Raw genomic sequence first — 26560 nt, 5'->3', positions numbered from 1 at the left:
TCACAAGCACCCACACGAATTGCTTGATTCGATTTGTTAAAGAGCGTTTGGTTAAGAGCTTATCGCCTCAACCGAGGTGCTGATTCTACGCTTTCCTCAGGGTCTGTCAAGCGTTTATTTTGAAGTTTTTGCGAGAAACTCGTTTAGCTTCAAACACTTGACTCGCTGCGATCTCTCGTAGCGGGAGGCGAATCATACAGCGTTTAGAAGCGCTGTCAACCATCATCTCAACCGCTGCCGATCATTCGATCGTAGCCCTTTCAGCTCTTTCCGAACAACTTAACTTATTGAATTTCAAGAAGTTTGTCGTTCCGCTGTCGCTGGAAGTGGGGCGCATTATAAGGGGATTCAGAAGGGGGTCAAGGGTTAATTTCAAGAAACTTGAATATCGCTGAAAAACAAAGCGGGGAGGCCTATCGGCCTCCCCGCTTCTATATAGCTACACCTACCGACTATCACTCAGCCTTGAGGGTAACCCGGGCAAACGACTTCTTGCCCGCCTGGCACACATGGGTAGCACCCAGCGCAAACACGAAGTCACGATCAACCACCGCACCATCGACCTTCACCGCACCACCACTCAGCAAGTCCCGCGCCTGAGCCGAGTTCTTCACCAGGCCAGCCCGGTTCAGTACAGCAGCAATCGGCAGGCTTTCCGCCGCAGTCACTTCGATCTCCGGCAGATCTTCCGGCAGCTCGCCTTCCTTCATACGGTTACCCGCGGCACGGTGAGCATTGGCCGCAGCCTCCTCGCCATGGAAGCGCGCAACGATCTCTTCCGCCAGCTTGATCTTGATGTCGCGCGGGTTGGCACCGTTGGCGACGTCGGTACGGAACTGCTCGATCTCTTCCATCGAACGGAAGCTCAGCAGTTCGAAGTAGCGCCACATCAGGGTATCCGGGATCGATACCAGCTTGCTGTACATCACCCCCGGCGCTTCCTGGATACCTACATAGTTACCCAGAGACTTGGACATCTTCTTCACGCCGTCGAGCCCTTCGAGCAGCGGCATGGTCACGATGTTCTGAGCTTCCTGGCCATAGGCGCGCTGCAGCTCACGCCCCATCAGCAGGTTGAACTTCTGGTCAGTACCACCCAGCTCGACATCCGCCTTCAGCGCCACCGAGTCATAACCCTGCACCAGCGGGTACAGGAACTCGTGGATGGCAATAGGCTGGTTGGTGGTGTAGCGCTTGTCGAAGTCATCGCGCTCGAGCATGCGCGCCACGGTGTACTGCGACGCCAGGCGAATGAAGTCGGCCGGGGTCAGCTTGTCCATCCAGGTGGAGTTGAACGCGACCTCGGTCTTGGCCGGATCAAGGATCTTGAACACCTGCTGCTTGTAGGTCTCGGCGTTTTCCAGCACCTGCTCGCGGGTCAGCGGTGGGCGCGTGGCGCTCTTGCCGCTCGGGTCACCGATCATGCCGGTGAAGTCACCGATCAGGAAGATGACCTGGTGCCCCAGGTCCTGGAACTGGCGCAGCTTGTTGATCAGCACCGTGTGCCCAAGGTGCAGGTCAGGCGCGGTCGGGTCGAAGCCGGCCTTGATGCGCAGAGGCTGGCCGCGCTTGAGCTTCTCCACCAGTTCCGACTCGACCAGTACTTCTTCCGCACCGCGCTTGATAAGCGCCAGCTGCTCTTCAACCGACTTCATAGACAAACCCGCAAGGCTCAGATTCAGGGGGAGCCAACCATACAAGATCGGCCGTCAATTACAAGTTTCGCAAAGGAATGTGACCCGAACACGGGCTTGCGGCGTCTACGCGCCCTTGCGCGAAAATGGATTTGGTTATATTTTATACAGTTATTTCATCTTCATCATGTCATTCATCTTTTCCATTTCACCTTTTTCAAAGTCACCTTGCCCATGACCAACGAACCGCCTAAAGCGCCCCCGCTTTATCCGAAAAGCCATCTGTTGGCCGCCAGCGGCATCGCCGCCCTGCTCAGCCTGGCCCTGCTGGTGTTTCCCTCCAGCGAAGTGGAAGCCAAGAAAACCACCCTCAACCTCGAGCTGGAGAGCCCTGCCGAGCAGTTGAAGGACGAATCCCGCGCTGCGCCCCTGGTGCAGGCAGAAGGTGAGCAAGGCTCGCCATTCGCCCAGATCGAAGAGGCCGCCCCCGAGACCCAGAAGGCCGAGCAGGAAGCCCCTGCCGCCGAACCGGTCGTCGAAGCCGCCAAGCAACCCAGCCACCGCGAAGTCACCGTAGCCCGGGGCGATACCCTGTCCACCCTGTTCGCCAAGGTCGGCCTGCCGACCAATGCGGTGCACGACCTGCTGGCCAGCAACAAGCAGGCCAAGCAGTTCAGCCAGCTCAAGCACGGCCAGGTGCTGCAGTTCGAGCTCGACAAGGACGGCCAGCTGGCCAGCCTGCACAGCAAGGTCAGCAACCTCGAAACCATTCGCCTGACCAAGACCGACAAGGGCTATACCTTCAACCGCGAAATCAGCAAGCCGGTAGTGCGTACCGCTTACGCCCACGGCGTGATCAAAAGCTCGCTGTCGGCCTCGGCCCAGCGCGCCGGCCTGTCCCACAGCATGACCATGGACATGGCCCGCGTGCTGGGTTACGACATCGATTTCGCCCAGGACATTCGCCCGGGCGATGAATTCGACGTGGTCTACGAGCAGAAGGTGATGGACGGCAAGGTCGTCGGCACCGGTAACATCTTGTCCGCGCGCTTCACCAACCGCGGCAAGACCTACACCGCCGTGCGCTATACCAACAAGCAGGGCAACACCAGCTACTACACCGCTGATGGCAACAGCCTGCGCAAGGCCTTCATCCGCACCCCGGTCGACTTCGCCCGCATCAGCTCGCGCTTCTCCGCCGGCCGCAAGCACCCGATCCTTAACAAGATCCGTGCCCACAAAGGCGTCGACTACGCCGCCCCACGCGGCACTCCGATCAAGGCAGCCGGTGACGGCCGCATCGAGCTGGCCGGGCGCCGCGGTGGTTACGGCAACACCGTGATCATCCAGCACGGTAACCGCTACAAGACGCTGTACGGCCACATGCAGGGCTTTGCCAAGGGCATCAAGACCGGCGGCTCGGTCAAGCAGGGCCAGATCATCGGCTACATCGGCACCACCGGCCTGTCCACCGGCCCGCACCTGCACTACGAGTTCCAGGTCAACGGTGTGCATGTCGACCCGCTGAGCCAAAGAGTGCCGATGGCCGACCCGATCGCCAGGAACGAGCGCCAGCGTTTCCTGCAGCAGAGCCAACCCCTGATCGCCCGCATGGATCAGGAAAAGGCCACCCTGCTCGCAGCGAACAAGCGCTAAGCCCATGGCGCTCTACCTAGGGGTGATGTCCGGCACCAGCCTCGATGGCCTGGACATTGCCTTGATCGAACAAGGCGAGCAGCTCGCACTGCTCGCCACCCACTACCTGCCCATGCCCGGCGACCTGCGCCAGGAGCTGCTGGGCCTTTGCAGTAGCGGCCCTGACGAGATCGCCCGCGCTGCACTGGCGGAAAACCGCTGGGCCAGCCTGGCAGGCGAAGGCATCCGCCAACTGCTGGCCAGGCAAGGGCTGCAGGCCGGAGCCATCCGCGCCATCGGCAGCCACGGCCAGACCATCCGCCACGAACCTGCACGCGGTTTTACCGTACAGATCGGCAACCCGGCGCTGCTGGCCGAGCTTACCGGTATCAGCGTGGTCGCCGACTTCCGCCGTCGCGATGTGGCCGCCGGTGGCCAAGGTGCGCCACTGGTCCCGGCCTTCCATGAAACCCTGTTCAGCCACCTGGGCCAGCGCCTGGCCATTCTCAACGTGGGCGGTTTCAGCAACCTCAGCCTGATCGAACACGACAAGCCAGTCCACGGCTTCGACTGCGGCCCGGGCAACGTGCTGCTGGATGCCTGGATCGAGCGCAAGCGCGGCCAGGCCTACGATGCGGATGGGGCTTGGGCTGCCTCGGGCGTGGTGCAGGCCGACTTGCTCAGTGCACTGCTGGCCGACCCGTTCTTCGCCGGCAGCGGCCCGAAGAGCACCGGCCGCGAAGTATTCAACCTGCCCTGGCTGGATGGTCACCTGGCCCGCCTGCCCGCATACCGCGACGAGGACGTACAGGCAACATTGCTGGAACTGACCGCACGCAGCATCATCGACTCGTTGAGCAACGCCCAGCAAGACACTGAAGCGCTGCTGGTCTGCGGTGGCGGTGCGCGCAACGGCGCCCTGATGGCACGCCTCGGCCAGTTGCTGCCCGACGCCCGTGTCGCCAGCACCGGCGCCCATGGCGTGGACCCAGACTGGGTCGAAGCCATGGCCTTCGCCTGGCTGGCCCACTGTTGCCTGGAAGGCATCGCTGCCAATCGCCCTAGCGTGACAGCGGCCAAGGGCCTGCGCGTACTCGGCGCAATCTACCCGGCCTGAACGTTACGCCAGAAAGCAAAACGCCGCGCAATTGCGCGGCGTTTTCGTATGGCCAGGCCTCAGATCGAGAACGAGGAGCCGCAGCCACAGGTGGTAGCAGCGTTCGGGTTCTTGATCACGAAGCGCGAGCCTTCCAGGCCTTCCTGGTAATCCACCTCGGCGCCGGCCAGGTACTGGAAGCTCATCGGGTCGACCACAAGGGAAACACCTTCGCGCTCGACGATGGTGTCGTCTTCGGCCACGTCCTCATCGAAGGTGAAGCCATACTGGAAGCCCGAGCAGCCGCCACCGGTGACGAACACGCGCAGCTTCAGACGATCGTTGCCTTCCTCGGAAACCAGGTTCTTCACCTTTTGCGCAGCGCCGTGGGTGAATTCCAAAGCGGTGGGGGTGAAGGTTTCGACGCTCATGTTGATTCTCCCGGCGTGGTAGCCGCCATAAAACTCGATGACGCGCATTATCCGCTTTCCCGAGAAAATCGGTCAAGAATTGTGCGGCTTTAGTCGCGACCTACAAAAAGGCCCGCACGACGCGGGCCTTTTTGAACGCTGGCGGCTTACGGCAGCAGGCCCGCGTGTGACAAGCCCATGCGCTCGTCCAGGCCGAACAGGATGTTGAGGTTCTGCACCGCCTGGCCGGACGCGCCTTTGACCAGGTTGTCGATCACCGACAGCACCACCACCAGGTCACCACCTTGCGGGCGATGAACGGCAATGCGGCAGACGTTGGCGCCGCGCACACTGCGAGTTTCCGGGTGGCTGCCAGCCGGCATCACGTCGACGAACGGTTCATTGGCGTAACGCTTCTCGAACAGCGCCTGCAGGTCGACCGAGGTGTCGGCGACGGTAGCGTACAGGGTGGCGTGGATGCCACGGATCATTGGCGTCAGGTGCGGCACGAAAGTCAGGCCGATATCCTTGCCAGCGGCCAGGCGCAGGCCCTGGCTGATTTCCGGCAGGTGGCGATGGCCCTTCACTGCGTAGGCTTTCATGCTTTCGCCGGCCTCGCAGAACAGCGAGCCCACCGCCGCACCACGGCCAGCGCCGCTGACACCCGACTTGCAGTCGGCGATCAGGCGCGACGGGTCGGCCAGGCCAGCTTCCAGCAGCGGCAGGAAGCCCAGTTGGGTGGCGGTCGGGTAGCAACCCGGCACAGCGATCAGGCGTGCCTGGCGAATCTTCTCGCGGTTGACTTCAGGCAGGCCGTATACCGCGTCCTTGAGCAGCTCTGGCGCACCGTGCGGCTGGCCGTACCACTTGCCCCACTCGGCGGCGTCCTGCAGGCGGAAGTCGGCCGACAGGTCGATCACCTTGGTACCGGCCGCCAGCAGTTCGCCAGCCAGGGCGTGAGCAACACCGTGCGGGGTGGCGAAGAACACCACGTCGCAGGCGGCCAGGGTCTTGCTGTCCGGCACGCTGAACGCCAGCCCGTCATAGTGGCCGCGCAGGTTCGGGTACATGTCCGCCACTGCAACGCCCGCCTCGGAGCGCGAAGTGATGACCGCCACTTCGGCCTGTGGATGCTGTGCCAGCAGACGCAACAGTTCGACGCCGGTGTAACCCGTGCCGCCGACGATACCGACCTTGATCATAACGCTTGCCCCTTATCAACGAGCCGTCTGGAAAGCGCACGATAATAGGGGCGCAAGGCGCCTGTAACAACTCTTCGGGTGACCCTTCGGGCGCTTGACCACTACTATCTGACGACCGTGAATACCTGAAGGAACTCCCCCATGCTTTACCTATGGATCAAAGCGCTGCATATCGTCAGCGTGGTCTGCTGGTTCGCCGGCCTGTTCTACCTGCCGCGGCTGTTCGTCTACCACGCCCAAAGCCAGGACAGCATCAGCCAGGAACGCTTCGTGACCATGGAGCGCAAGCTGTTTCGCGGCATCATGAACCCGGCGATGATCGCCACCTACGTGTTCGGCGCGTGGATGCTCTACCTCACGCCCGGCTGGCTCAGCCAGGGCTGGCTGCATGCCAAACTGACCCTGGTCATCCTGCTGACCGTCTACCATCACATGTGCGGCGCCCAGCGCAAGCGCTTCGCCAGCGGCAGCAACACCCGCAGCCACGTCTACTATCGCTGGTTCAACGAAGTGCCCGTGCTGTTCCTGCTGGGTATCGTGATTCTGGTGGTGGTCAAACCGTTCTGACATAGCCACCCGCTCAAGGAGCCTTGCCATGTCGTTACCTGCCTCCCTCGAACAACGCCTGCGCCTGCCCGTGGTTGCCGCACCGATGTTCCTGATCTCCAACCCCAGGCTGGTACTGGCCTGCTGCTCCAGCGGCGTGGTCGGCAGCTTCCCGGCCCTGAACCAGCGCGACAGCGCCGGCTTCAAGGCCTGGCTGGAGGAAATCGAGGCAGGCCTGGCACAGCTGCAGGCGCCAGCACCCTATGCCGTCAACCTGATCGTCCACCCGACCAACCCGCGCCTGCAGGCCGACCTGGCGTTGTGCGTGGAACACCGCGTGCCGATCGTCATCACCAGCCTCGGCGCGGTGAAGGAAGTGGTCGATGCCGTGCATGGCTACGGCGGCCTGGTGTTCCACGATGTCACCACCCGCCGCCATGCCGAGAAAGCCGCCGAAGCCGGTGTCGATGGCCTGATCGCCGTTGCTGCCGGCGCAGGCGGCCATGCGGGCACCTGGAGCCCGTTCGCCCTGGCCGCGGAGATTCGCCAGTTCTTCGACAAGACCCTGCTGCTGGCCGGTTGCCTCAACCACGGCCACGAGATCCTCGCCGCGCAAATGCTGGGTGCGGACCTTGCGTACATGGGCACCCGCTTCATCGCCACCGCAGAAAGCCAGGCCCCGGACGCCTACAAGCAGATGCTGCTCGATTCCCATGCCGCCGACATCGTCCACACCCCGGCGGTGTCCGGCGTTCCCGCCAGCTTCCTGCGCCCGAGCCTGGAACAGGCCGGCTATGACATGAACGCCATCAAGGACGGCCATGAGCAAGGCAAGCTCAAGCCGATCGACGACGAAGCCAAGGCCTGGAAGACCGTGTGGTCGGCGGGCCAGGGGGTCGGCGGTATCGACGACCTGCCCAGCGCCAGCGCGCTGATCGGACGGCTGCATGACGAGTACCGGGACGCCCTGGAACGCTGCCAGGCCCTGCGCGCCCGCACCCTGTAGCAAAAGGCAACACCTTGCCCGGCCAAGCTGTACACTAGGCGCCCTCTTCAGCCCCCAGGAGCCTTGCATGACCCGTTACGCCATGATCACTGGTGCTTCCAGCGGCCTGGGCCTGGCCCTGGCGGAAGCCCTGGCGCGGCGCGGGCGCAATCTGATCCTGGTGGCACGCCAGCGTGAAACGCTGGAGCCGGTGGCCATCGAGCTGACCCAACGCTTCGGTGTCGAGGTGCTTTTCCGTGCCTGCGACCTCAGCCAGCCGTTGCGCCTGTCGGGCTTCGTGCTGGAGCTGGAGGAAGGCGAGCGGCGCATCGACCTGCTGGTCAATTGTGCCGGCCTGCGCACCTACGGGCCATTCCTGGCCCATGAGTGGGCCGACGAGCAGGACCTGCTTGAAGTCAACGTGCTGGCCCTGAGCCGCCTGTGCCACGCCATCGGTAACCTGATGGCGGTGCAGGGCGGCGGGCAGATCCTCAATGTCGCCGGCCTGGCCGGGGTGGCGCCAGGCCCGTGGATGGCCGCCTATGCCGCCAGCAAGGCCTATGTGCTGAGCTTCTCCCAGGCCTTGCGTGAAGAGCTCAAGCGCACCGGCATCAAGGTTTCGGTACTGTGCCCCGGCCCGGTGCACTCCTCGCGCCGGCGCATTCCACGGCTGGATGGCAAGCCACGCTGCCTCAGCCCCGAAGAAGTGGCGCTGTATACCGTGCGCGCGCTGGACAAGAACCGCGCACTGATACTGCCCGGCCGGCGTAATCGCTGGCTGGCGTTCGCCCCGCGCCTGCTGCCGCGCTGGCTGGTGCGCAAGCTGGCCGGGGCCATCCACCGCCGCTATTGCCCGGTTGGCATGGAATAGCCACTGGGCGAGCGGCGCCCGGCTGAGTACACTCGGCCCGACCCTCACCATGGAGTTAGTGCTGTGGACGATCTATTCCTCAAAATCATCAACCGGGAAATACCGGCGGATATCATCTATGAAGATGACCAGATCCTGGCCTTCAAGGACATTGCCCCCGCGGCACCAGTACATTTTCTGGTCATCCCGAAAAAGCACATCCGTACCCTCAATGACCTGACCGAAGAGGACAAGGCCCTGGCTGGCCATCTCCTGTTCACCGCCCAGCGCCTGGCCGTCGAGCAAGGCTGTGAGGAAGGCTTCCGCGTGGTCATGAACTGCAACCCGAAAGGCGGCCAGACCGTCTACCACATCCACATGCACGTGCTTGGCCAGCGCCAGATGCACTGGCCACCGGGCTGATCCACGGCAAGCGACCCTGCCACTATTGCGGTAAACTGTCGGGCACATTCTTGCGGAGGTGCCCGATGGCTACCGAACGTCACTACTCGCCGCTCGACCGCTTGTTGCTGCAGGCCGATACCGCCATGCGCACCTTGCTGCCCTTCAGCGGCCAACCCGCCCGCCCATCGCCGGCCATCGTCCAGCCGGACGTCGACCTGGACGAACAGCAGGCCCGCCATGTTGCCGGGCTGATGCGCATCAACCACACCGGAGAAGTGTGCGCCCAGGCGCTGTACCAGGGCCAGGCCCTGACCGCCAAGCTGCCCGAAGTGCGCAAGGCCATGGAACACGCCGCCGAGGAAGAAGTGGACCACCTGGCCTGGTGCGAACAGCGCATTCGCCAGCTGAACAGCCACCCCAGCGTGCTCAACCCGTTGTTCTACGGCATGTCGTTCGGTATCGGCGCGCTCGCCGGGCTGGTCAGCGACAAGGTCAGCCTGGGCTTCGTCGCCGCCACCGAGCACCAGGTGTGCAAGCACCTCGACGAGCACCTGGAGCAGATCCCGCAGGAAGACGAAAAGTCCCGGGCCATCCTCGAACAGATGCGCGTCGATGAGGAACAGCATGCCGAGTCTGCACTGGAAGCCGGCGGTTATCGCTTCCCCGCCCCTGTTCGCTTTGGCATGAGCCTGTTGGCCAAGGTCATGACCAAGAGCACCTACCGTATCTGAAGGCATCACCATGACGGACCGTTTCGACGCCAAGGACCTGGCGCGCGCCGTGCAAGCCGGCATTCTCCAGCCGGGCCAGGACCAGGCCCTGCTGGCCTTCCTGCGCCAGCAGCCGGCACAGCGCGGCAGCTTCCAGCTGGCCCATGTGGCTTTCTACTTCGGCGCCATGCTGATCATGGCAGCCATGGGCTGGCTGCTCACCGAAGCCTGGATGCGCATCGGCGACTGGGCACTGCTGGTCATCGCCAGCCTCTATATCCTGCTGCTCACGCTGTTCGCCGTTAACCTGCAACGGCGCGTACAGCCCGTCGCGGCCGGGGTGCTGGCGGCAGTCGCGGTCAGCATCGTGCCATTGGCGGTGTTCGCCATCGAGCGGCTGGCCGGGTGGTGGCCAATGGATGATGCGCAGGCTAACTATCACCAGTACTACACCTACGTGCAGGGCGGCTGGCTGGCAATGGAAGCAGCCACGGTGCTTGCCGGGCTGTTGATGCTGAGGCTGATCCCCTACCCGTTCATCGTCATGCCGATTGCCGTGGCCCTGTGGTTCATGTCTATGGACCTGAGCGAATGGTTCTTCGGCTCGCCATTCAACTGGGAACAGCGCCGCGAGGTTTCGCTGTGGTTCGGGCTCGGGTTGCTGGTGGTGTTCGTCGGGGTGGACGGCCGCACCCGCGAAGACTACGCCCACTGGGGCTACCTGGCCGGGCTGGCGGCATTCTGGGGTGGGCTGACGCTGGTAGACAGTGGCAGCGAGCTGGGCAAGGCCCTGTACTGCCTGATCAATATCGCCCTGATGGGTATCGCAGTGCTGTTGCGTCGGTCGGTGTTCATGGTGTTCGGGGCGTTGGGCGTGGCGGCTTACCTGGGGTACCTGTCATACGAGGTGTTTGCCGACTCGCTGCTGTTCCCGGTGGTGGTGACCTTGATCGGGCTGGGGGTTATCGGGCTGGGGCTGGTTTACCAGAAGCGGCGGGAGCGGTTGAGCCGGGTGATGCGCGGTTGTTTGCCGGGATGGGTGCGGGCTGCGCTGCCGGCGCTTCGCAGCTGAAATTGTCGGGGCCGCTCCGCGCCCCATCGCCGGCAAGCCAGCTCCCACCTCGACCGCATTGACCTCAAGCCAGGTGCTATCCCTGTGGGAGCTGGCTTGCCGGCGATGGGCTGCAACGCAGCCCCGGAAGTCTGCGGTTCAGCCCAGCTCTACAATCTCGTACCCGTGGGTAATCTCAACCCCGGCACGCTCGAGCATGATCGAAGCTGAGCAATACTTCTCCGCCGACAGCTCTACCGCACGCTTGACCTGGGCCTCCTTCAGCCCACGCCCCTTGACCACGAAGTTCATGTGGATCTTGGTAAACACCTTCGGGTCTTCGCTGGCACGCTCGGCCTCCAGAAACGCCTCGCAGCTTTCCACCGCCTGGCGCGACTTCTTCAGAATGCTGACCACGTCAAAGCTGCTGCAGCCACCCAGGCCCAGCAACAGCATTTCCATCGGGCGCACGCCCAGGTTACGGCCGCCGGCCTCGGGCGGGCCGTCCATCACGACGACATGGCCGCTCCCCGATTCGCCGAGGAACATCGCCTCACCGGCCCACTGGATACGTGCCTTCATCTACCCGGACTCCTGATTTTCGGAAAAGGGTGTCAGCTTAGACCTTGTACGGCTGTGGGAAAAGCACGAGTCGTGTCGGTTTAGTACCGAAACATCCTGTAGTGTCTGATAAGCTGGCGCCAAATGACTGGCGCGTTCCGCCAGCCGACCTTTATAAAAAGCCTATGCGTCATATCGAACAGGATTTCGTGATGGTTGCTTCCGCCCTACCCGCCAAGATCAAGAACATCGACAAGCTGCTGGTGCACTGCCAGCGCCGTCGCTATACCGCCAAAAGCAACATCATCTGCGCCGGCGACCGGGCCGAGACACTGTCGTTCATCATCAAGGGTTCGGTCACCATCCTCATCGAGGACGATGACGGCCATGAAATGATCATCGCCTACCTCAACAATGGCGACTTCTTCGGCGAGTTGGGCCTGTTCGAACCGGTCGAGGGTGAACAGCAGCGCAGTGCCTGGGTGCGCGCCAAGACCGAATGCGAAGTAGCCGAAATCAGTTATGAGAAGTTTCGCGAACTGGCGCGCCAGGACCCGGAAATCCTCTATGCCCTGGGCAGCCAGATGGCCCAGCGCCTGCGCAACACCACGCGCAAGGTCGGCGACCTGGCGTTCTTCGACGTTACCGGGCGTGTCGCCCGCTGCCTGCTGGAGCTGTGCAAGCAACCCGACGCCATGACCCACCCCGATGGCATGCAGATCAAGATCACTCGTCAGGAAATCGGCCGCATCGTCGGTTGCTCGCGGGAAATGGTCGGCCGCGTCCTCAAGGACCTTGAAGAACGCAGCCTGGTGCAGGTCAAAGGCAAGACCATGGTGGTCTACGGTACCCGTTAGTCCCTGGGCAGGTCGGCCAGCACCTTGGCATAGGCCTGCGACAGCCGCTCGAACCATGGGGCCGCAGGCGCCACTTCGTGCAGGGCGATGTGCGCATCGGCGCGGCAGCGCTGTTCCAGCTCGCAGCACTCGTTGAAGCGGTTGACCGCCGCCACCATCGATTCACGCTCGTTGTCCAGCAGCAGCGCACCGTGCACCAGCACCACCGGGCGCTTGCCACCCAGCCCCTGGCGCCAGCGCTGGGCGGTGCCCACCAGTTTGCGGCCATTGAGATTGACGTTGTAGCGGCCATCGCAGAAAGCGCCGTCGATTTCGCCCACCGACGCCACCCCGCCCCACTCGCGCAGCACGTCACACAGCGGCAGGCACAGGCGCTCGTAGGCGTTTTCGATACGGCCGTGGTCGCCTTCGCTGCGGGGGGCAACATAGACCAGGGCAACGTTCACCGTGGCGTGTGATTGCGGCACCGGCTCGCCGCCGGTTTCGCGCAGCAGCACCGGCCAGCCGGCAATCGTCAGCTCCGAGCAGGCGGCTTCGAAATTGTCCAGACGGCTCATGCGCCGGGGCATGACCAGGGCGTGGTCGGTCGGGCGCCAGAACAGCACGCCACTGTCGCGCTCGCCGCGGCAGACGGCGGCCAGCAATTCCTGTTCGGCGTGCAGGCCTTGTTCTACGGTCAGGGCCAGGGGTTGATCGGTCATTGATCCACCTTTGATGTTGTTATTCAGGGCCTCTTCGCGGGCACGCCCGCTCCCACAGGGATTACCACAGACCCCGAGGGTGATGGAGAACCTGTGGGAGCGGGCGAGCCGAAGCGTCGGACCGCCGCGAAGGGGCCATTACAGGCATACAAAAAAGCCGGCAATAACGCCGGCTTCATTTGATCAGTCCAGTTGCTGAACAGTCTTCTTCACCTGTTCCGGGAAGAACAACCGCTGCAGCTCCAGCCCCGGCTGCTCGGCGCGCATGAACGCCTCACCGACCAGGAAGGAGTAGACCTCGTTGATCTCCATCAGCTCCACATCGGCCCGGTTAAAGATGCCACTCTCGGTAATCGCCAGGCGATCACGCGGAATACGCGGCAGCAGGTCGAGGGTGGTTTCCAGGCTGACCTCGAAGGTGTGCAGGTTGCGGTTGTTCACCCCCACCAGCGGTGTATCCAGGGTTTTCAACGCGCGCTCCAGCTCATCGCCGTCGTGCACTTCCACCAGCACGTCGAGGCCGACATCCTTGGCCGTGGCCGCCAGTTCGGCCATCTTCACGTCATCCAGCGCCGACACGATCAGCAGCACACAGTCCGCGCCCAGGGCCCGGGCCTCGACGATCTGGTACGGGTCGACCATGAAGTCCTTGCGGATCACCGGCAGCGACACCGCCGCGCGGGCCTGCTGCAGGTACTCGTCGGCGCCCTGGAAGTAGTCCACATCGGTCAGCACCGACAGGCAAGTCGCCCCGCCCTTCTCGTAGCTGACGGCGATTTCCGCCGGCACGAAATGCTCGCGAATCACGCCCTTGCTCGGCGAGGCTTTCTTGATTTCGGCAATCACCGCCGGCTGCTTGCGCGCGGCTTGCTCGATCAGGGCCTTGGCAAAGCCACGCGGGGCGTCGGCAACCTTGGCCAGGGCCTCCAGTTCGGCGAGGCTGACGCGCGCGCTGCGCTCGGCCACTTCCTGAAACTTGCGGGCAATGATCCTTTCCAGCACCGTCGGCACACTCATGCTTCGTTCTCCACCTTGAATACTGCAGTAAAGGCACCCAGCTCCTGCAGCTTCTCCCAGGCCAGCCCGGTGTGCAGTACGTCGTGGGCCAGTTCCACACCGGCTTTCAGGCTCATGGCATGGTCAGCGGCATACAGCGCCGCGCCCGCATTGAGCACGATCATCTCGGCGGCCTTCTGGCCGTTTTCGGTCTTGCGTCGGCCCAGTGCATCGCGGATCAGCTCCAGCGACGCCTGCGGGTTCTCGACGGCCAGGCCGTGCAGGCTCTGGCTCTTCATGCCGAGGTCTTCCGGCTCTACCCAGTATTCGGTGATTTCGCCATTCTTCAGTTCGGCGACGAAGGTCGGCGCAGCCAGGCTGAACTCGTCCAGGCCATCCTTCGAGTGCACCACCAGCACGTGCTTGCTGCCCAGGCGCTGCAGTACTTCAGCCAACGGGCGGCACAGGGTCTGGGCAAATACACCGACCACCTGGTGCTTCACCCCGGCCGGATTCGTAAGCGGGCCGAGCATGTTGAACAGGGTGCGCAGCCCCAGGTCGCGACGCGGGCCGGCAGCGTGCTTCATGGCCGAATGATGGCTTTGCGCGAACATGAAGCCGATGCCCAGGCTATCGATGCAGCGGGCCACCTGGGTGGGCGTCAGGTTCAGGTAGATACCGGCGGCCTCCAGCAGGTCGGCACTGCCGCTTTTGCCCGATACCGCGCGGTTGCCATGCTTGGCCACGGTGCAACCTGCAGCCGCCAGGACGAACGACGAGGCGGTGGACACGTTGAAGATGTTGGCGCCATCACCGCCGGTACCGACGATATCGACCACGCCATCGAGGCTCTGCAGTTCGACCTTGTCGGCCAGCTCGCGCATCACCGACACCGCACCGACGATCTCGTCGATGCTTTCGCTCTTCATGCGCATGCCCATCAGGAAGGCGCCGATCTGCGCTTCGCTGCACTGGCCGGTCATGATCTGGCGCATGACGTCGCGCATTTCTTCGGTGGAAAGGTCCAGCTGGCCGACGATACGGCTCAACGCACTCTTGATATCCATGTTCGATCCTTAGCGGCGGCCGCCGGTCTGCTTGAGGAAGTTGGCGAACAGTTCGTGGCCCTGTTCGGTCAGGATCGACTCGGGGTGGAACTGCACCCCTTCGATATTCAGCGTCTTGTGGCGCAGGCCCATGATCTCGTCGACCGAACCGTCAGCATGGGCGGTCCAGGCGGTCACTTCCAGGCACTCGGGCAAGGTTTCGCGCTTTACCACCAGCGAGTGGTAACGGGTCACGGTCAACGGGTTGTTGAGGCCGGCGAACACGCCCAGGTCACGGTGATGTACCGGGCTGGTCTTGCCGTGCATCACCTGGCGGGCACGTACCACATCACCACCAAAGGCCTGGCCGATGGACTGGTGGCCCAGGCATACGCCAAGGATCGGCAGCTTGCCGGCAAAGTGCAGGATGGCCTCGATGGACACGCCCGCCTCACTCGGCGTGCACGGGCCTGGAGATACGACGATGCGCTCGGGGTTGAGGGCTTCGATCTGGGCGATGGTCATTTCGTCATTGCGAATGACCTTTACCTCGGCACCCAGCTCGCCAAGGTACTGAACGACGTTGTAAGTGAATGAGTCGTAATTGTCGATCATCAGTAACATCGGGTTAAACCTCTTGAATCTACTGACTTCAGAATTCGAACCTTTCTGCACCAGCCAACAGGCGCGGCTTTGCCACAAGGGGCGGTAGACAGGAAGGCAAACGGGGGCGGGCCGGACGGGCCGGCAGGGGATAAAGTCAGGCGCGCCAACGCCAACGGGCGTGGGCCTTGATTACGCGCATCAAGAGTTTGCTGACGATCAACACAGGATAGGTCTCGCTCATACGTCCCGGCACAGTAGCCTACCGGGGCGGCGGGCGCAATATGCCTGTAAACACGGGGAAACGAATGGACTTGGGAGGGATGCACTGCGATTTGCTAAGGTCGATGGGGTTGTCCTGATAAAAACAAAGAAAAGGATGTTCCCTGATGCGAAAAGCACCGTTATTGCGCTTTACCCTCGCCTCATTGACGTTAGCCTGCAGCCAGGCCTTCGCGGCACCCTCGCCCTACTCCAGCATGATCGTGTTTGGTGACAGCCTCAGCGACGCCGGGCAGTTTGGCGGGGTGCGCTTCACCAACCGCGATGCCAATGGCAATTATGCGCCAGTGTCACCGATGATCCTGGGCGGGCGGCTCGGTGTGAGCCCGACCGAGCTTGGCCCTTCCACCTCCCCGGTCAATCCGGTGCAGGGCCTTCCCGACGGCAACAACTGGGCAGTCGGTGGCTACACCACCCAGCAGATCCTGGATTCGATCACCACTACCTCCGAGACCGTCATCCCACCAGGGCGCCCCGGCGCCGGGCAGGTACTGCGTGATAAACCGGGCTACCTGGCCAACGGCCTGCGCGCCGACCCCAACGCGTTGTATTACCTGACTGGCGGCGGCAATGACTTCCTGCAAGGCCTGGTCAACAGCCCGGCCGATGCCGTGGCCGCTGGCGCCCGCCTGGCCGCCAGCGCCCAGGCCCTGCAGCAAGGCGGTGCCCGTTACATCATGGTCTGGCTGCTGCCCGACCTCGGGCAGACACCGAACTTCAGCGGTACGCCGCAACAAAACCCGCTGTCGCTGCTATCCGGCGCGTTCAACCAGTCCCTGCTCAGCCAGCTGGGGCAGATCGATGCCGAAATCATTCCGCTGAACATCCCCGTGCTGCTGAGCGAAGCGCTGGCCAGCCCCGAGCAGTTCGGCCTGGCCAGCGGCCAAAACCTGGTCGGCACCTGCTACAGCGGCGAAGGCTGCGTGGAAAACCCGGTGTATGGCATCAACGGCGCCACGCCAGACCCGACCAAGCTGCTGTTCAACGACTCGGTGCACCCGACCATCGCCGGCCAGCAACTGATTGCCGACTACGCCTATTCGATTATCGCCGCCCCCTGGGAACTGACCTTGCTTCCGGAAATGGCCCACGCCAGCCTGCGTGCCCACCAGGACGAACTGCGCAACCAGTGGCAGACACCCTGGCAGGCAGTTGGCCAGTGGCAAGCCTTCGTTGCCACCGGCGCCCAGGACCTGGACTTCGACGGCCAGCGCAGCGCGGCCAGCGGCGATGGCCGCGGCTACAACCTGACCCTGGGCGGCAGCTATCGCCTGAACGATGCATGGCGCCTGGGCCTGGCCGGCGGCGTGTACCGGCAGAAGCTGGAAGCCGGCGCACAGGATTCGGACTACAAGCTGGACAGCTACCTTGCCAGCGCCTTCGCCCAATACCGCCAGGACCGCTGGTGGGCCGACGCGGCGCTGACCGCCGGGCACCTGGACTACAGCGACCTCAAGCGCACCTTCGCCCTTGGCGTGAACGACCGCAGCGAAAAGGGCGATACCGATGGCGAGGCCTGGGCGATGTCGGGGCGGCTGGGCTACAACCTGGCGGCCGAGAGCAGCAACTGGCAGCTGGCTCCGTTCATCAGTGCCGACTATGCGCGGGTGAAGGTGGATGGCTATGACGAGAAAAGCGGGCGCTCGACGGCGCTGGGCTTCGATGACCAGGAACGTACATCACGCCGTTTGGGCGTGGGGTTGCTGGGCAGTGTGCAGGTGCTGCCGAGTACCCGGCTGTTCGCCGAGGTGGCGCAGGAGCATGAGTTCGAGGATGACCAGCAGGATGTGACGATGCACCTGACCAGCCTGCCGGCGAATGACTTCACCCTGACAGGGTATACGCCGCACAGCGACCTGACCCGGGCGAGCCTGGGGGTGAGCCATGAAGTGGTGGCGGGGGTGCATTTGCGCGGCAACTACAACTGGCGCAAGAGTGATGAATTGACGCAGCAGGGGGTGAGTTTGAGCGTCAGCGTCGACTTTTGAATTGATGGGGCCGCTTTGCGGCCCTACGCGGGCTCGCCCGCTCCCACAGGTATTGCACAGGCCTTGCAGCATGTGATTTCGCTGTGGGAGCGGGCATGCCCGCGAAGGGCTGCAACGCAGCCCCCGATCAACTTATTTTGCCGAAGTCTGCTCAGCCAACGCCACCGCGCGGAACATCGCCCGGCGCTTGTTGATGGTTTCTTCCCACTCCAGCGCCGGCACCGAGTCGGCAACGATGCCGCCCCCGGCCTGCACATGCAGCTCACCGTCCTTGATTACCGCGGTACGGATAGCAATGGCGGTATCCATGTTGCCGTTCCACGCGAAGTAACCGACGGCACCACCGTAAACCCCACGCTTGACCGGCTCCAGCTCGTCGATGATCTCCATCGCGCGAATCTTCGGCGCACCCGAAAGCGTACCGGCCGGCAGGATCGCCCGCAGTGCGTCCATCGCCGTCAGCCCTTCGCGCAGCTGGCCAGTGACGTTGGACACAATGTGCATCACGTTGGAGTAACGCTCGATCACCATCTTCTCGGTCAGGCGCACGCTGCCGGTCGAGGACACGCGACCGACGTCGTTACGGCCCAGGTCGATCAGCATCAGGTGCTCGGCAATTTCCTTGTCGTCCGACAGCAGGTCGTCTTCCAGCGCGCGGTCGACCTCCTCGGTAGCGCCACGCGGGCGGGTGCCGGCAATCGGGCGTACGGTGACCAGGTTGTCCTCGACGCGCACCAACACCTCGGGCGAGCTGCCGACCACATGGAAGTCGCCAAAGTTGAAGAAGTACATGTACGGCGTCGGGTTGAAGCAGCGCAGCGCGCGGTACAGGTCGATTGGCGCAGCCTTGAAGTCGATCGACATGCGCTGCGACGGCACCACCTGCATGCAGTCACCGGCCAGGATGTATTCCTTGATGCGGCCGACGGCGTTCTCGTAATCCTCGCGGGTATAGCTGGAGCGGAATTCCGGCTCGGCAGCCTGTGGGCCACTCAGGTCCAGGCCACGGCGTGGGGTGATTGGCTGACGCAGGGTTTCCAGCAGGCCTTGCAGGCGTGCCTGGCCCTGTTCGAAAGCCTGCTCTTCAGCCGGGTCGACCAGCACGATCGCGTGCATCTTGCCCGCCAGGTTGTCGAACACCACCACCGCATCGGACACCATCAGCAGGATATCCGGCACACCCAGCGGGTCCGGGTTGGGGCTGGCGCCCAGGCGCTTTTCCACATAGCGCACGCAGTCGTAGCCGAAGTAACCGACCAGGCCGCCGTTGAAGCGCGGCAGGCCAGGGATATCGGCGACCTTGTAACGGTCCTTGAAGGTTTCGACGAAGGCCAGCGGGTCTTCGACATCGTGGCTTTCCACCTCCACGCCATCCTGCAGGATGCTGACGTGGTAGCCGTGCACACGCATCACCGTGCGCGACGGCAGGCCGATCATCGAGTAACGGCCCCATTTCTCGCCGCCCTGCACCGATTCGAGCAGGTACGAGTTGGGCTGGTCGGCCAGTTTCAGGTAGATCGACAGCGGCGTGTCGAAGTCGGCCAGGGTTTCGCAGGCCAGGGGAATGCGGTTGTAGCCGGCAGCGGCCAGGCGCAGGAATTCTTCGCGGGTCATGGGTAGCCTCGTGGCAAGCAGCAATAGGTCAGGCAAACGGACGGGCCGGCACGCGCCGGCAGGCTGAAGTCAGGCGCGCCAACGCCAACGGGCCAGGGCCTTGATGACTTTCATCCAGAATTTGCCGGTAACCGCCACGGTGGACTCTCTGTCTTGTGAGGCTTGAAGGTCCGCCAACGTTATCCCAGTGGCCGGGTCTGCGCAACCGGGCAGCAATGCGCGCAGGTCGTCGATCACCAGGCTGGGGGCTTCGTCGTGGATCGGTCGGCCGTGGTTGTAGCCGTAGGTCAGGCCCACGCACTGCACGCCAGCCGCCTTGGCCGCCAGCACGTCACTGCGTGAATCGCCGACAAACAGCGACTGCTGCGGGGTGACACCGGCCATCTGCATGACGAACAGCAGCGCCGCAGGGTCGGGTTTTTTCTGCGGCAGGGTGTCGCCGCCGATGATCCAGCGGAAGTAGTTGCCGATCTTCATCTGGTCCAGCAGCGGGCCAACGAAGCGCTCGGGCTTGTTGGTGATCAGCGCCATTTCCACGCCCTGCTTGCGCAGCCAGCGCAGGGTGTCCTGCACACCGGGGTAGACCACGGTCAGTTCGTGGCTTTCGGCATAGGCTTCCATGAACAGCGCCAGCGCCTGGTCGGCCAGCGCATCGTCCACGGCAGCGTGGTCGATGCCACCAGCCAGCGCCCGGCGCACCAGCACCTGGGCACCGTTGCCCACCCAGTGGCGCACCGCCTCCAGGCCGGCAGGCGGGCGCCCCAGTTCGAGCAGCATGCGGTCCACGGCGGCGGCCAGGTCTGGCACGGAATCGATCAGGGTACCGTCCAGATCGAACATCACCAGCCTGGGCAGCGTCCCCGGGAACAGCTGCTCGAAGCCGCTCATGGGCGGGCCTGAGCCAGTTCGGCACGCATCCTGGCGATGACTTCCTGGTAGTCCGGGGCGTTGAAGATTGCCGAGCCGGCCACGAAGGTGTCGGCGCCAGCGGCAGCGATCTCGCGGATGTTGTTGACGTTGACGCCACCGTCGATTTCCAGGCGGATATCACGGCCGCTGGCGTCGATCAGCGCACGCGCCTCGCGCAGCTTGTCGAGGGTGCCAGGGATGAACTTCTGCCCGCCGAAGCCTGGGTTGACGCTCATCAGCAGCACCATGTCGACCTTGTCCATCACGTACTTCAGCGCGTCCAGGCTGGTGGCCGGGTTGAACACCAGGCCGGCCTTGCAGCCACCGTCCTTGATCAGCTGCAGCGAACGGTCGATGTGCTGCGAGGCTTCCGGGTGGAAGGTGATGTAGGTGGCACCAGCTTCGATGAAGTCGCCGATGATGCGGTCGACCGGGCTGACCATCAGGTGCACGTCGATCGGGGCGGTGACACCGTACTTGCGCAGGGCGGTGCAGACCATCGGGCCGATGGTCAGGTTGGGGACGTAGTGGTTGTCCATGACATCGAAGTGGACGATGTCGGCACCCGCGGCCAATACCTTGTCGACGTCCTCGCCCAGTCGGGCGAAATCGGCGGAGAGAATGGAGGGGGCAATAGCGTAGGGCTGCATGGCGCACCTGTTGGCAGAATCACGGTGGCGCGCATTGTAACCCAGGGAAGCGGATGAAGGCTGATTAGCATCAACCTGTTCCGGCCTCTTCGCGGCTAAAGCCGCTCCCACAGGGACCGCGCAGGCATCGAAAGCTGCACAAATCCTGTGGGAGCGGCTTTAGCCGCGAAGAGGCCCGCACAGGCAACATACCTTCAACCAGGCTGCTGAGTTCTCAGCTTCTCGCTACGCCCACGCAACCACTCCAGGGTCAGCAGCAACACCACCGAGAAGGCAATCAGCAAGGTCGCCGCCGCGGCAATGGTCGGGCTCAGGTTCTCGCGAATACCACTGAACATCTGCCGCGGCAGGGTCGCCTGCTCCGGCCCGGCCAGGAACAGGGTCACCACTACTTCGTCAAACGACGTGGCAAAGGCGAACAATGCCCCCGAAATCACCCCAGGCGCGATCAGCGGCAGGGTCACCCGGCGGAAAGTCAGCAGGGGCGAGGCGCCCAGGCTGGCTGCCGCGCGCACCAGGTTGTAGTTGAAGCCCTGCAAGGTCGCCGACACGGTAATGATGACGAACGGCACGCCCAGTACCGCATGCACCAGAATCAGCGAGGTGAAGCTGTTGCCCATGCCCAGCGGGGCGAAGAACAGGTAGCTGGCCACACCGATGATCACCACCGGCACCACCATCGGCGAAATCACCAGCGCCATCACCAGCGACTTGCCCGGGAAGTCGCCACGGGTCAGGCCGATGGCCGCCAGGGTGCCGAACACCATGGCCAGCACTGTGGCTGCCGGGGCGACGATGATGCTGTTCTTCAAGGCCCGCATCCACTCGGCCGAGCCGAAGAAGTCCTGGTACCACTGCAGCGAGAAGCCCTGCAGCGGGTACACCAGGAAACTGCCACTGTTGAACGACAGCGGCACGATCACCAGCACCGGCAGTATGAGGAACAGCAGGATCAAGCCGCAAAGAATGCGCAGGCTGTAGAACCACACCCGCTCCACGGGCGACATGTAAGGGCTCAGCATGACAAGGCTCCTCAGCTCAGGCGCAGGCGGCTTGCGCCGACCAGCCAGCTATAGATCAGGTACAACAGCACGGTCGCCAGCAGCAACAGCCCGCCCAGCGCGGTGGCCATGCCCCAGTTGATGCTGGTATTGGTGTAGAAGGCCACGAAGTAGCTGACCATCTGGTCATTCGGGCTGCCCAGCAGTGCCGGGGTGATGTAGTAGCCGATGGCCAGGATGAACACCAGCAGGCAACCAGCGCCAACCCCGGCGTAGGTCTGCGGGAAGTAGACCCGCCAGAAACTGGCGAACGGATGGCAGCCCAGCGAGATCGCCGCACGCATGTAACTTGGCGAAATGCCCTTCATCACGCTGTACAGCGGCAGGATCATGAACGGCAACAGGATGTGCACCATCGAGATGTACACGCCGGTGCGGTTGAACACCAGTTCCAGCGGCTGGTCGATGATGCCCATGGCCATCAGCGCGCTGTTGATCAGGCCACCCGACTGCAGCAGCACGATCCACGCCGCCACCCGCACCAGGATCGAGGTCCAGAACGGCAGCAGCACCAGGATCATCAGCAGGTTGCTCTGCCGGGTCGGCAGGTTGGCCAGCAGGTAGGCCAGCGGGTAGGCCAGCACCAGGCAGATGGCGGTAATCACCACACCCATCCACAGGGTGCGGGCGAAGATATCCAGGTAGATGGCCTGGTCCGGGGTGGCCTTGGCCAGTTCGCCAAGGTCATCGATACGGTGGTCGAGCGAAGCCAGCAGGTAGAACGAGGTGACCGTACTGGTGTTGCGGCGTATCGCCTGCCAGTAGGCCGGGTCGCCCCAACGCTCGTCGAGGGCCTGCAAAGCATCTTTATAGGAAGCGGGTTCGCTCTTGAACGGCAGCGCCCGCGCGGTCTTGGCCAACAGGCTGCGGTAACCGGCCAGCTCCATGTTCAAGCGCTTGGAAAGGTCGCCCAGGGTCTGGTTCTTGCGCGACTCGGCCAGGTCCTGGCTCAACGCCTTGTACACGTCCTCGCCCGGCAGGCTCTTGCCATCCCACTGGGTGATGACGCCCACGGTGCGCGGCAGGCCGCCAACCACTTCCGGGTTGCCGACGCTCTTGTACAGCAGCGCCGCGATCGGCACCAGGAACACCAGCAGGAGAAACAGCGCCAGCGGCGCGATCAACGCCTGCGCCTTCCAGCGGTTGACCCGCTCGGCGTGCTTGAGGCGCTGCTTGAGACTTGGACCTGCGCCTTCTTTGAGGGGCACTGCAATGGCCATGGCGAACTCCGCGATACGAACTGAAAATGGGGCTGCTGCGCAGCCCATCGCCGGCAAGCCAGCTCCCACAGGTACTGCACTGGCTTCGAGGCTTCTGATCCCTGTGGGATCTACCTCCTACAGGTACTGCACTGGCTTCGGGGCTTGTGATCCCTGTGAGAGCTTTCCCCACAGGTACTGCACTGGCCTCGGGGGCTTCTGATCCCTGTGGGAGCTACCTCCTACAGGTACTGCACTGGCTTCGGGGCTTGTGATCCCTGTGAGAGCTTTCCCCACAGGTACTGCACTGGCCTCGGGGCTTCTGATCCCTGTGGGAGCTGCCCCTACAGGTACTGCGCTGACATCGGGGATAGCGCGGTCCCTGTGGGAGCTGGCTTGCCGGCGATGGGCCGCAAAGCGGCCCCCTACGCTGGTCGTTTACTTCTTCGCCGCCCAGGCGTTGAAGCGTTGCTCCAGCTGCTCGCTGTTGTCAGCCCAGAAGGCCACGTCGATCTGCACCTGGTTGGCGATGTTTTCAGGCGTGGTCGGCATGTCCTTCTTCACCGTGTCCGACAGCAGGCTCACGGCCTTGGAATTGGCCGGGCCGTAGGCGATGTTCTCGGAGTAGGTCTTCTGCTGCTCGGGCTGCACGCTGAAGGCGATGAATTTCTTCGCTTCCTCGGCATCCTTGGCGCCTTTCGGGATGGCCCAGGCGTCGAAGTCGTAGATGCCGCCGTTCCACACCACCTTCAGGTTGCTCTCTTTCTGCACCGCAGCGATGCGGCCGTTGTAGGCAGAGCTCATGACTACGTCACCCGAGGCCAGGTACTGCGGCGGCTGGGCGCCAGCTTCCCACCACTGGATGCTTGGCTTGAGTTCGTCGAGCTTCTTGAAGGCGCGGTCCACGCCCTCTTTGGTGCCCAGCACCTGGTACACGTCCTTCGGCGCCACACCGTCGGCCATCAGGGCGAATTCCAGGGTGTACTTGGCGCCCTTGCGCAGGCCGCGCTTGCCCGGGAATTTCTTGGTATCCCAGAAATCGGCCCAGCTGGTCGGTGCGGTCTTCAGCTTGTCGGCGTTGTAGGCCAGCACCGTGGACCATACGAAGAAGCCGACGCCGCATGGCTGGATGGCACCCGGCACATAGTCGGCCTCATTACCGAACAGGGCCGGGTCGAGTTCTTCGAACATGCCCTCGTCACAGCCGCGGGCCAGTTCTGGCGACTCAACTTCCACCAGGTTCCAGGACACGCTCTTGGTGTCGACCATGGCTTTGACCTTGGCCATCTCGCCGTTGTACTCGCCTGCGACGATCTTGCCCTTGCCGGCCTTCTCCCACGGTTCGTAGAACGCCTTGACCTGGGCCGCCTTGTTGGCACCGCCGAACGAGACCACGGTGAGGTCTGCGGCCATGGCCTGGCCAGCGGCGAACAGCCCCAGGGCCAGGGCGGTCAGTTTCAACTGCTTGCGCATTATTATTCTCTCCACAGTACAGGGTTGGTGAAGCAATCCATCAATGGGCTTCGGCAATCGGATCGAGCGCGCGGGCGTGCTCCACCTCCCAGCCCAGCGGTACCACATCGCCCACGGCCAAGGCCGGGTCGAGCTCGGCAATCGGCTGTTTCACGAAGAAGTCGCCCTTGCCGCAAACTTCCAGGCGCACCCGCACGTGGTCGCCCAGGTAAATGAATTCGGCCACCCGGCCCGAGAAGCGGTTCACGCAGCTTTCGCTGTGGCCGTTCAGGCGCACGCGCTCCGGGCGGATCGACAGGGTCACCGGCTCGCCGGCCTGGCCGACATTCACCGCCAGCGCCTCGACCCGCTCGCCACGCGGCAACTGCACCTGGCAGCGCTTGCCATCACTGGCCAGCAAGGTGCCGTTGATGCGGTTGTTCTCGCCGATGAAGTTGGCGACGAAGGTGTTGCAGGGTTCTTCGTACAGCGTGCGCGGGTCGGCGATCTGCTGGATTTCACCCTGGTGGAACACGGCCACCCGGTCGGACATGGTCAGCGCTTCGCCCTGGTCGTGGGTCACGTACACCACGGTCACGCCCAGGCGCTGGTGGATGTGCTTGATCTCCATCTGCATGTGCTCGCGCAGCTGCTTGTCCAGCGCGCCCAGCGGTTCGTCCATCAGCACCAGCTGCGGCTCGAACACCAGTGCCCGGGCCAGGGCCACACGCTGCTGCTGGCCGCCGGACAGCTGGCCGGGGTAACGCTTGGCGAAGGCATCGAGCTGGACCATGTTCAGCACCCGCTTGACCCGCTCGCTGATGTCGGTCTTGCTCAGGTTGCGCACGGTCAGCGGGAAGGCCAGGTTCTCGGCCACGGTCATGTGCGGAAACAGCGCGTAGTTCTGGAACACCATGCCGATGTCGCGCTTGTGCGGCGGCACGTTGTTGATCGAGCGCCCGGCCAGCTGGATTTCACCGGCGGTGGGGGTTTCGAAGCCGGCCAGCATCATCAGGCTGGTGGTCTTGCCCGAGCCGGACGGGCCAAGCAGGGTGAGGAACTCGCCCTTGCGAATATCCAGGTTGAGGTCTTTGACGATCAGCGACTCGCCGTCGTAGCTCTTCTGCACACCACGGAAGCTGACCAGCGTTTCGCTGGTTGCAGCGTTCGACTTCGCCTCGCTCATGCCTGCACCTTCTTGTTGGATGACTGCGTAGGCAAAGACTAGACAAGCGGCAAGCGCCGGAAAATCGGGGGTGCTGAGAGAATGCCATCATCCGGATGGAAGATTTGCTGTAGGGATTCCCCTACAAAGATGGCGGGTTTGGAATGCTCATCCGAGCCACCCGTCAAACCTGTGGGAGCGGGCATGCCCGCGAAGGGGCCGGTTCAGCCATAAAGATCGGCAGGGCAGGCCCTTTCGCGGGCACGCCCGCTCCCACAGGGACCTCGGCAAGCTCCGAGAACAGGCATGTCGCATTCAGACCAGCTTGTGCTCCATCGCGTACTTCACCAGTTCAGCCAGCGAGTTCACTTTCAGCTTCTGCATCAGGCGCGCCTTGTGGGTGCTGATGGTCTTGCTCGACAGCGCCAGCTGCTGGGCAATGTCGTTGACGTTGGCGCCCTGGGCCAGGCGTTCGAACACCGAAAACTCCCGCTCGGACAGCAGCGTGTGCAACGGCCGCGACTCCGTCAGGCCCACTTCGAAGACCATGCGGTCGGCCAGCGCCGGGTCGATATAACGCCCGCCAGCGGCAACCCGGCGAATTGCGGTCAGCAACAGCGCCGGGTCGCTGTCCTTGGTGGCATAGCCCGCCGCCCCGGCCTTCAGCGCCCGCGCCGCCATCTGCGCTTCATCGTGCATCGACAGCATCAGGATCGCCGGGGCGTCGTGCAACGCGCGGATCCGCGGGATCGCCTCCAGGCCATTCACACCCGGCATCGAGATATCCAGCAGCACCACCTCGCACGGCGTGTGGCGCAGGGTTTCCAGCAACTGCTCACCGTTACCGGCCTCCCCCGCCACCTGCATGTCCTTGGCCAGGCCAATCAACTGCTTGATGCCCTCGCGGACAATGGTGTGGTCTTCGGCCACCAGCACTCGAATCACGATCGCT

Annotated in this window: 26 protein-coding genes; 10 read left to right on the top strand and 16 right to left on the bottom strand. The window is 63.4% G+C overall.

All coding sequences use genetic code 11. The features are described from left to right. Positions 1 to 455: 455 nt before the first annotated feature. Entirely contained in the window at positions 456 to 1655 is a 1200-nt protein-coding gene (gene tyrS / locus CAG22_RS12660; RefSeq protein ID WP_085705563.1) for a tyrosine--tRNA ligase, read from the bottom strand. A 213-nt stretch (positions 1656 to 1868) separates the two neighbouring features. Here tyrS and CAG22_RS12655 point away from each other — a divergent pair, with 213 nt between their 5' ends. Together CAG22_RS12655 and CAG22_RS12650 are read left to right on the top strand one after the other, a co-directional pair. After that, positions 1869 to 3290, top strand: a complete 1422-nt coding sequence (locus tag CAG22_RS12655) for a peptidoglycan DD-metalloendopeptidase family protein (protein WP_085705562.1) — start codon at positions 1869 to 1871, stop codon at positions 3288 to 3290. A gap of 4 nt (positions 3291 to 3294) precedes the next feature. Next, complete coding sequence (locus CAG22_RS12650; RefSeq protein WP_085591407.1) at positions 3295 to 4386, top strand: anhydro-N-acetylmuramic acid kinase; 1092 nt, start codon at positions 3295 to 3297, stop codon at positions 4384 to 4386. A 59-nt stretch (positions 4387 to 4445) separates the two neighbouring features. Here the strand turns inward: CAG22_RS12650 and erpA are convergent, their stop codons facing one another. After that, positions 4446 to 4796, bottom strand: coding sequence for an iron-sulfur cluster insertion protein ErpA (gene erpA / locus CAG22_RS12645; RefSeq protein WP_015268740.1), 351 nt, complete (start codon positions 4794 to 4796; stop codon positions 4446 to 4448). A 146-nt stretch (positions 4797 to 4942) separates the two neighbouring features. Next, positions 4943 to 5977 carry an N-acetyl-gamma-glutamyl-phosphate reductase gene (argC, locus tag CAG22_RS12640; RefSeq protein ID WP_013970618.1) on the bottom strand — a complete coding sequence of 345 codons (1035 nt, stop codon included), beginning with the start codon at positions 5975 to 5977 and terminating at the stop codon, positions 4943 to 4945. Between the two features lie 141 nt (positions 5978 to 6118). Here argC and hemJ point away from each other — a divergent pair, with 141 nt between their 5' ends. From hemJ to CAG22_RS12610, 6 genes are all read left to right on the top strand, one after another. Then, positions 6119 to 6544 (top strand): protoporphyrinogen oxidase HemJ, encoded by a 426-nt coding sequence (gene hemJ, locus CAG22_RS12635; RefSeq protein ID WP_003258833.1) that lies wholly within the window; start codon positions 6119 to 6121, stop codon positions 6542 to 6544. 28 nt (positions 6545 to 6572) lie between these two features. Next, positions 6573 to 7529: a nitronate monooxygenase family protein gene (locus CAG22_RS12630; protein ID WP_085591403.1), complete on the top strand. Its 957-nt coding sequence runs from the start codon at positions 6573 to 6575 to the stop codon at positions 7527 to 7529. Between the two features lie 67 nt (positions 7530 to 7596). Beyond that, positions 7597 to 8379, top strand: a complete 783-nt coding sequence (locus CAG22_RS12625) for an SDR family oxidoreductase (RefSeq protein WP_085591401.1) — start codon at positions 7597 to 7599, stop codon at positions 8377 to 8379. Positions 8380 to 8442: 63 nt separating this feature from the next. Beyond that, positions 8443 to 8781: a histidine triad nucleotide-binding protein gene (locus CAG22_RS12620; protein WP_085705561.1), complete on the top strand. Its 339-nt coding sequence runs from the start codon at positions 8443 to 8445 to the stop codon at positions 8779 to 8781. 65 nt (positions 8782 to 8846) lie between these two features. Then, on the top strand, positions 8847 to 9494 hold the full coding sequence (gene coq7, locus CAG22_RS12615; RefSeq protein ID WP_003258825.1) for a 2-polyprenyl-3-methyl-6-methoxy-1,4-benzoquinone monooxygenase: 648 nt from the start codon (positions 8847 to 8849) through the stop codon (positions 9492 to 9494). Positions 9495 to 9504: 10 nt separating this feature from the next. Then, positions 9505 to 10545, top strand: coding sequence for a DUF2157 domain-containing protein (locus tag CAG22_RS12610; RefSeq protein ID WP_085705560.1), 1041 nt, complete (start codon positions 9505 to 9507; stop codon positions 10543 to 10545). Positions 10546 to 10683: 138 nt separating this feature from the next. Here the strand turns inward: CAG22_RS12610 and CAG22_RS12605 are convergent, their stop codons facing one another. Beyond that, positions 10684 to 11106 (bottom strand): OsmC family protein, encoded by a 423-nt coding sequence (locus CAG22_RS12605; protein WP_004376171.1) that lies wholly within the window; start codon positions 11104 to 11106, stop codon positions 10684 to 10686. A 191-nt stretch (positions 11107 to 11297) separates the two neighbouring features. On the opposite strand from CAG22_RS12605, the gene crp reads away from it, so the two are divergent. After that, entirely contained in the window at positions 11298 to 11942 is a 645-nt protein-coding gene (crp, locus tag CAG22_RS12600; RefSeq protein WP_012270218.1) for a cAMP-activated global transcriptional regulator CRP, read from the top strand. Here the strand turns inward: crp and CAG22_RS12595 are convergent. From CAG22_RS12595 to CAG22_RS12580, 4 genes are all read right to left on the bottom strand, one after another. Beyond that, on the bottom strand, positions 11939 to 12643 hold the full coding sequence (locus tag CAG22_RS12595) for a lipoate--protein ligase family protein (protein ID WP_085705559.1): 705 nt from the start codon (positions 12641 to 12643) through the stop codon (positions 11939 to 11941). The genes crp and CAG22_RS12595 overlap by 4 nt on opposite strands. 183 nt (positions 12644 to 12826) lie before the next feature. Beyond that, complete coding sequence (trpC, locus tag CAG22_RS12590) at positions 12827 to 13660, bottom strand: indole-3-glycerol phosphate synthase TrpC (protein WP_085705558.1); 834 nt, start codon at positions 13658 to 13660, stop codon at positions 12827 to 12829. Beyond that, positions 13657 to 14706 carry an anthranilate phosphoribosyltransferase gene (gene trpD / locus CAG22_RS12585; protein ID WP_013970609.1) on the bottom strand — a complete coding sequence of 350 codons (1050 nt, stop codon included), beginning with the start codon at positions 14704 to 14706 and terminating at the stop codon, positions 13657 to 13659. Before trpD ends, trpC begins: the two co-directional genes overlap by 4 nt. A gap of 9 nt (positions 14707 to 14715) precedes the next feature. Further along, positions 14716 to 15309: an aminodeoxychorismate/anthranilate synthase component II gene (locus CAG22_RS12580; RefSeq protein ID WP_003259809.1), complete on the bottom strand. Its 594-nt coding sequence runs from the start codon at positions 15307 to 15309 to the stop codon at positions 14716 to 14718. A 368-nt stretch (positions 15310 to 15677) separates the two neighbouring features. Here CAG22_RS12580 and estP point away from each other — a divergent pair, with 368 nt between their 5' ends. Then, positions 15678 to 17558: an esterase EstP gene (estP, locus tag CAG22_RS12575; protein ID WP_085693433.1), complete on the top strand. Its 1881-nt coding sequence runs from the start codon at positions 15678 to 15680 to the stop codon at positions 17556 to 17558. Positions 17559 to 17690: 132 nt separating this feature from the next. On the opposite strand, the gene trpE is transcribed toward estP, so the two are convergent. From trpE to CAG22_RS12535, 8 genes are all read right to left on the bottom strand, one after another. After that, on the bottom strand, positions 17691 to 19172 hold the full coding sequence (gene trpE / locus CAG22_RS12570) for an anthranilate synthase component I (RefSeq protein ID WP_085693431.1): 1482 nt from the start codon (positions 19170 to 19172) through the stop codon (positions 17691 to 17693). 69 nt (positions 19173 to 19241) lie between these two features. Continuing rightward, positions 19242 to 20060 (bottom strand): phosphoglycolate phosphatase, encoded by an 819-nt coding sequence (locus tag CAG22_RS12565; protein ID WP_085693429.1) that lies wholly within the window; start codon positions 20058 to 20060, stop codon positions 19242 to 19244. After that, entirely contained in the window at positions 20057 to 20731 is a 675-nt protein-coding gene (gene rpe / locus CAG22_RS12560; protein ID WP_038408593.1) for a ribulose-phosphate 3-epimerase, read from the bottom strand. Before rpe ends, CAG22_RS12565 begins: the two co-directional genes overlap by 4 nt. A gap of 194 nt (positions 20732 to 20925) precedes the next feature. Further along, positions 20926 to 21753, bottom strand: a complete 828-nt coding sequence (locus CAG22_RS12555; RefSeq protein WP_013970603.1) for an ABC transporter permease — start codon at positions 21751 to 21753, stop codon at positions 20926 to 20928. Between the two features lie 11 nt (positions 21754 to 21764). Then, the gene (locus CAG22_RS12550) at positions 21765 to 23012 is read right to left on the bottom strand and encodes an ABC transporter permease (protein ID WP_013970602.1); all 1248 of its coding nucleotides are present in this window, start codon (positions 23010 to 23012) and stop codon (positions 21765 to 21767) included. Between the two features lie 417 nt (positions 23013 to 23429). After that, complete coding sequence (locus CAG22_RS12545) at positions 23430 to 24464, bottom strand: ABC transporter substrate-binding protein (RefSeq protein WP_085692034.1); 1035 nt, start codon at positions 24462 to 24464, stop codon at positions 23430 to 23432. 40 nt (positions 24465 to 24504) lie between these two features. Further along, positions 24505 to 25629 (bottom strand): ABC transporter ATP-binding protein, encoded by a 1125-nt coding sequence (locus CAG22_RS12540; protein WP_012270208.1) that lies wholly within the window; start codon positions 25627 to 25629, stop codon positions 24505 to 24507. Between the two features lie 294 nt (positions 25630 to 25923). Then, positions 25924 to 26556, bottom strand: a complete 633-nt coding sequence (locus tag CAG22_RS12535) for a response regulator transcription factor (RefSeq protein WP_170929296.1) — start codon at positions 26554 to 26556, stop codon at positions 25924 to 25926. Positions 26557 to 26560: the final 4 nt, after the last annotated feature.

Origin of the sequence: Pseudomonas sp. B8(2017), assembly GCF_002113575.1 — a bacterium.
Taxonomy (GTDB): Bacteria; Pseudomonadota; Gammaproteobacteria; order Pseudomonadales; family Pseudomonadaceae; genus Aquipseudomonas; species Aquipseudomonas putida_Z.
The sequence above is the reverse complement of the archived record's forward strand: the minus strand, read 5'-3'. Positions and strand labels throughout refer to the sequence as shown.

Bases quoted from the DNA above. Each gene is read 5' to 3' on its own strand.
- tyrS (WP_085705563.1), bottom strand. From the start codon at position 1,655: ATGAAGTCGGTTGAAGAGCAGCTGGCGCTTATCAAGCGCGGTGCGGAA.
- CAG22_RS12655 (WP_085705562.1), top strand. From the start codon at position 1,869: ATGACCAACGAACCGCCTAAAGCGCCCCCGCTTTATCCGAAAAGCCAT.
- CAG22_RS12650 (WP_085591407.1), top strand. From the start codon at position 3,295: ATGGCGCTCTACCTAGGGGTGATGTCCGGCACCAGCCTCGATGGCCTG.
- erpA (WP_015268740.1), bottom strand. From the start codon at position 4,796: ATGAGCGTCGAAACCTTCACCCCCACCGCTTTGGAATTCACCCACGGC.
- argC (WP_013970618.1), bottom strand. From the start codon at position 5,977: ATGATCAAGGTCGGTATCGTCGGCGGCACGGGTTACACCGGCGTCGAA.
- hemJ (WP_003258833.1), top strand. From the start codon at position 6,119: ATGCTTTACCTATGGATCAAAGCGCTGCATATCGTCAGCGTGGTCTGC.
- CAG22_RS12630 (WP_085591403.1), top strand. From the start codon at position 6,573: ATGTCGTTACCTGCCTCCCTCGAACAACGCCTGCGCCTGCCCGTGGTT.
- CAG22_RS12625 (WP_085591401.1), top strand. From the start codon at position 7,597: ATGACCCGTTACGCCATGATCACTGGTGCTTCCAGCGGCCTGGGCCTG.
- coq7 (WP_003258825.1), top strand. From the start codon at position 8,847: ATGGCTACCGAACGTCACTACTCGCCGCTCGACCGCTTGTTGCTGCAG.
- CAG22_RS12610 (WP_085705560.1), top strand. From the start codon at position 9,505: ATGACGGACCGTTTCGACGCCAAGGACCTGGCGCGCGCCGTGCAAGCC.
- CAG22_RS12605 (WP_004376171.1), bottom strand. From the start codon at position 11,106: ATGAAGGCACGTATCCAGTGGGCCGGTGAGGCGATGTTCCTCGGCGAA.
- crp (WP_012270218.1), top strand. From the start codon at position 11,298: ATGGTTGCTTCCGCCCTACCCGCCAAGATCAAGAACATCGACAAGCTG.
- CAG22_RS12595 (WP_085705559.1), bottom strand. From the start codon at position 12,643: ATGACCGATCAACCCCTGGCCCTGACCGTAGAACAAGGCCTGCACGCC.
- trpC (WP_085705558.1), bottom strand. From the start codon at position 13,660: ATGAGTGTGCCGACGGTGCTGGAAAGGATCATTGCCCGCAAGTTTCAG.
- trpD (WP_013970609.1), bottom strand. From the start codon at position 14,706: ATGGATATCAAGAGTGCGTTGAGCCGTATCGTCGGCCAGCTGGACCTT.
- CAG22_RS12580 (WP_003259809.1), bottom strand. From the start codon at position 15,309: ATGTTACTGATGATCGACAATTACGACTCATTCACTTACAACGTCGTT.
- estP (WP_085693433.1), top strand. From the start codon at position 15,678: ATGCGAAAAGCACCGTTATTGCGCTTTACCCTCGCCTCATTGACGTTA.
- trpE (WP_085693431.1), bottom strand. From the start codon at position 19,172: ATGACCCGCGAAGAATTCCTGCGCCTGGCCGCTGCCGGCTACAACCGC.
- CAG22_RS12565 (WP_085693429.1), bottom strand. From the start codon at position 20,060: ATGAGCGGCTTCGAGCAGCTGTTCCCGGGGACGCTGCCCAGGCTGGTG.
- rpe (WP_038408593.1), bottom strand. From the start codon at position 20,731: ATGCAGCCCTACGCTATTGCCCCCTCCATTCTCTCCGCCGATTTCGCC.
- CAG22_RS12555 (WP_013970603.1), bottom strand. From the start codon at position 21,753: ATGCTGAGCCCTTACATGTCGCCCGTGGAGCGGGTGTGGTTCTACAGC.
- CAG22_RS12550 (WP_013970602.1), bottom strand. From the start codon at position 23,012: ATGGCCATTGCAGTGCCCCTCAAAGAAGGCGCAGGTCCAAGTCTCAAG.
- CAG22_RS12545 (WP_085692034.1), bottom strand. From the start codon at position 24,464: ATGCGCAAGCAGTTGAAACTGACCGCCCTGGCCCTGGGGCTGTTCGCC.
- CAG22_RS12540 (WP_012270208.1), bottom strand. From the start codon at position 25,629: ATGAGCGAGGCGAAGTCGAACGCTGCAACCAGCGAAACGCTGGTCAGC.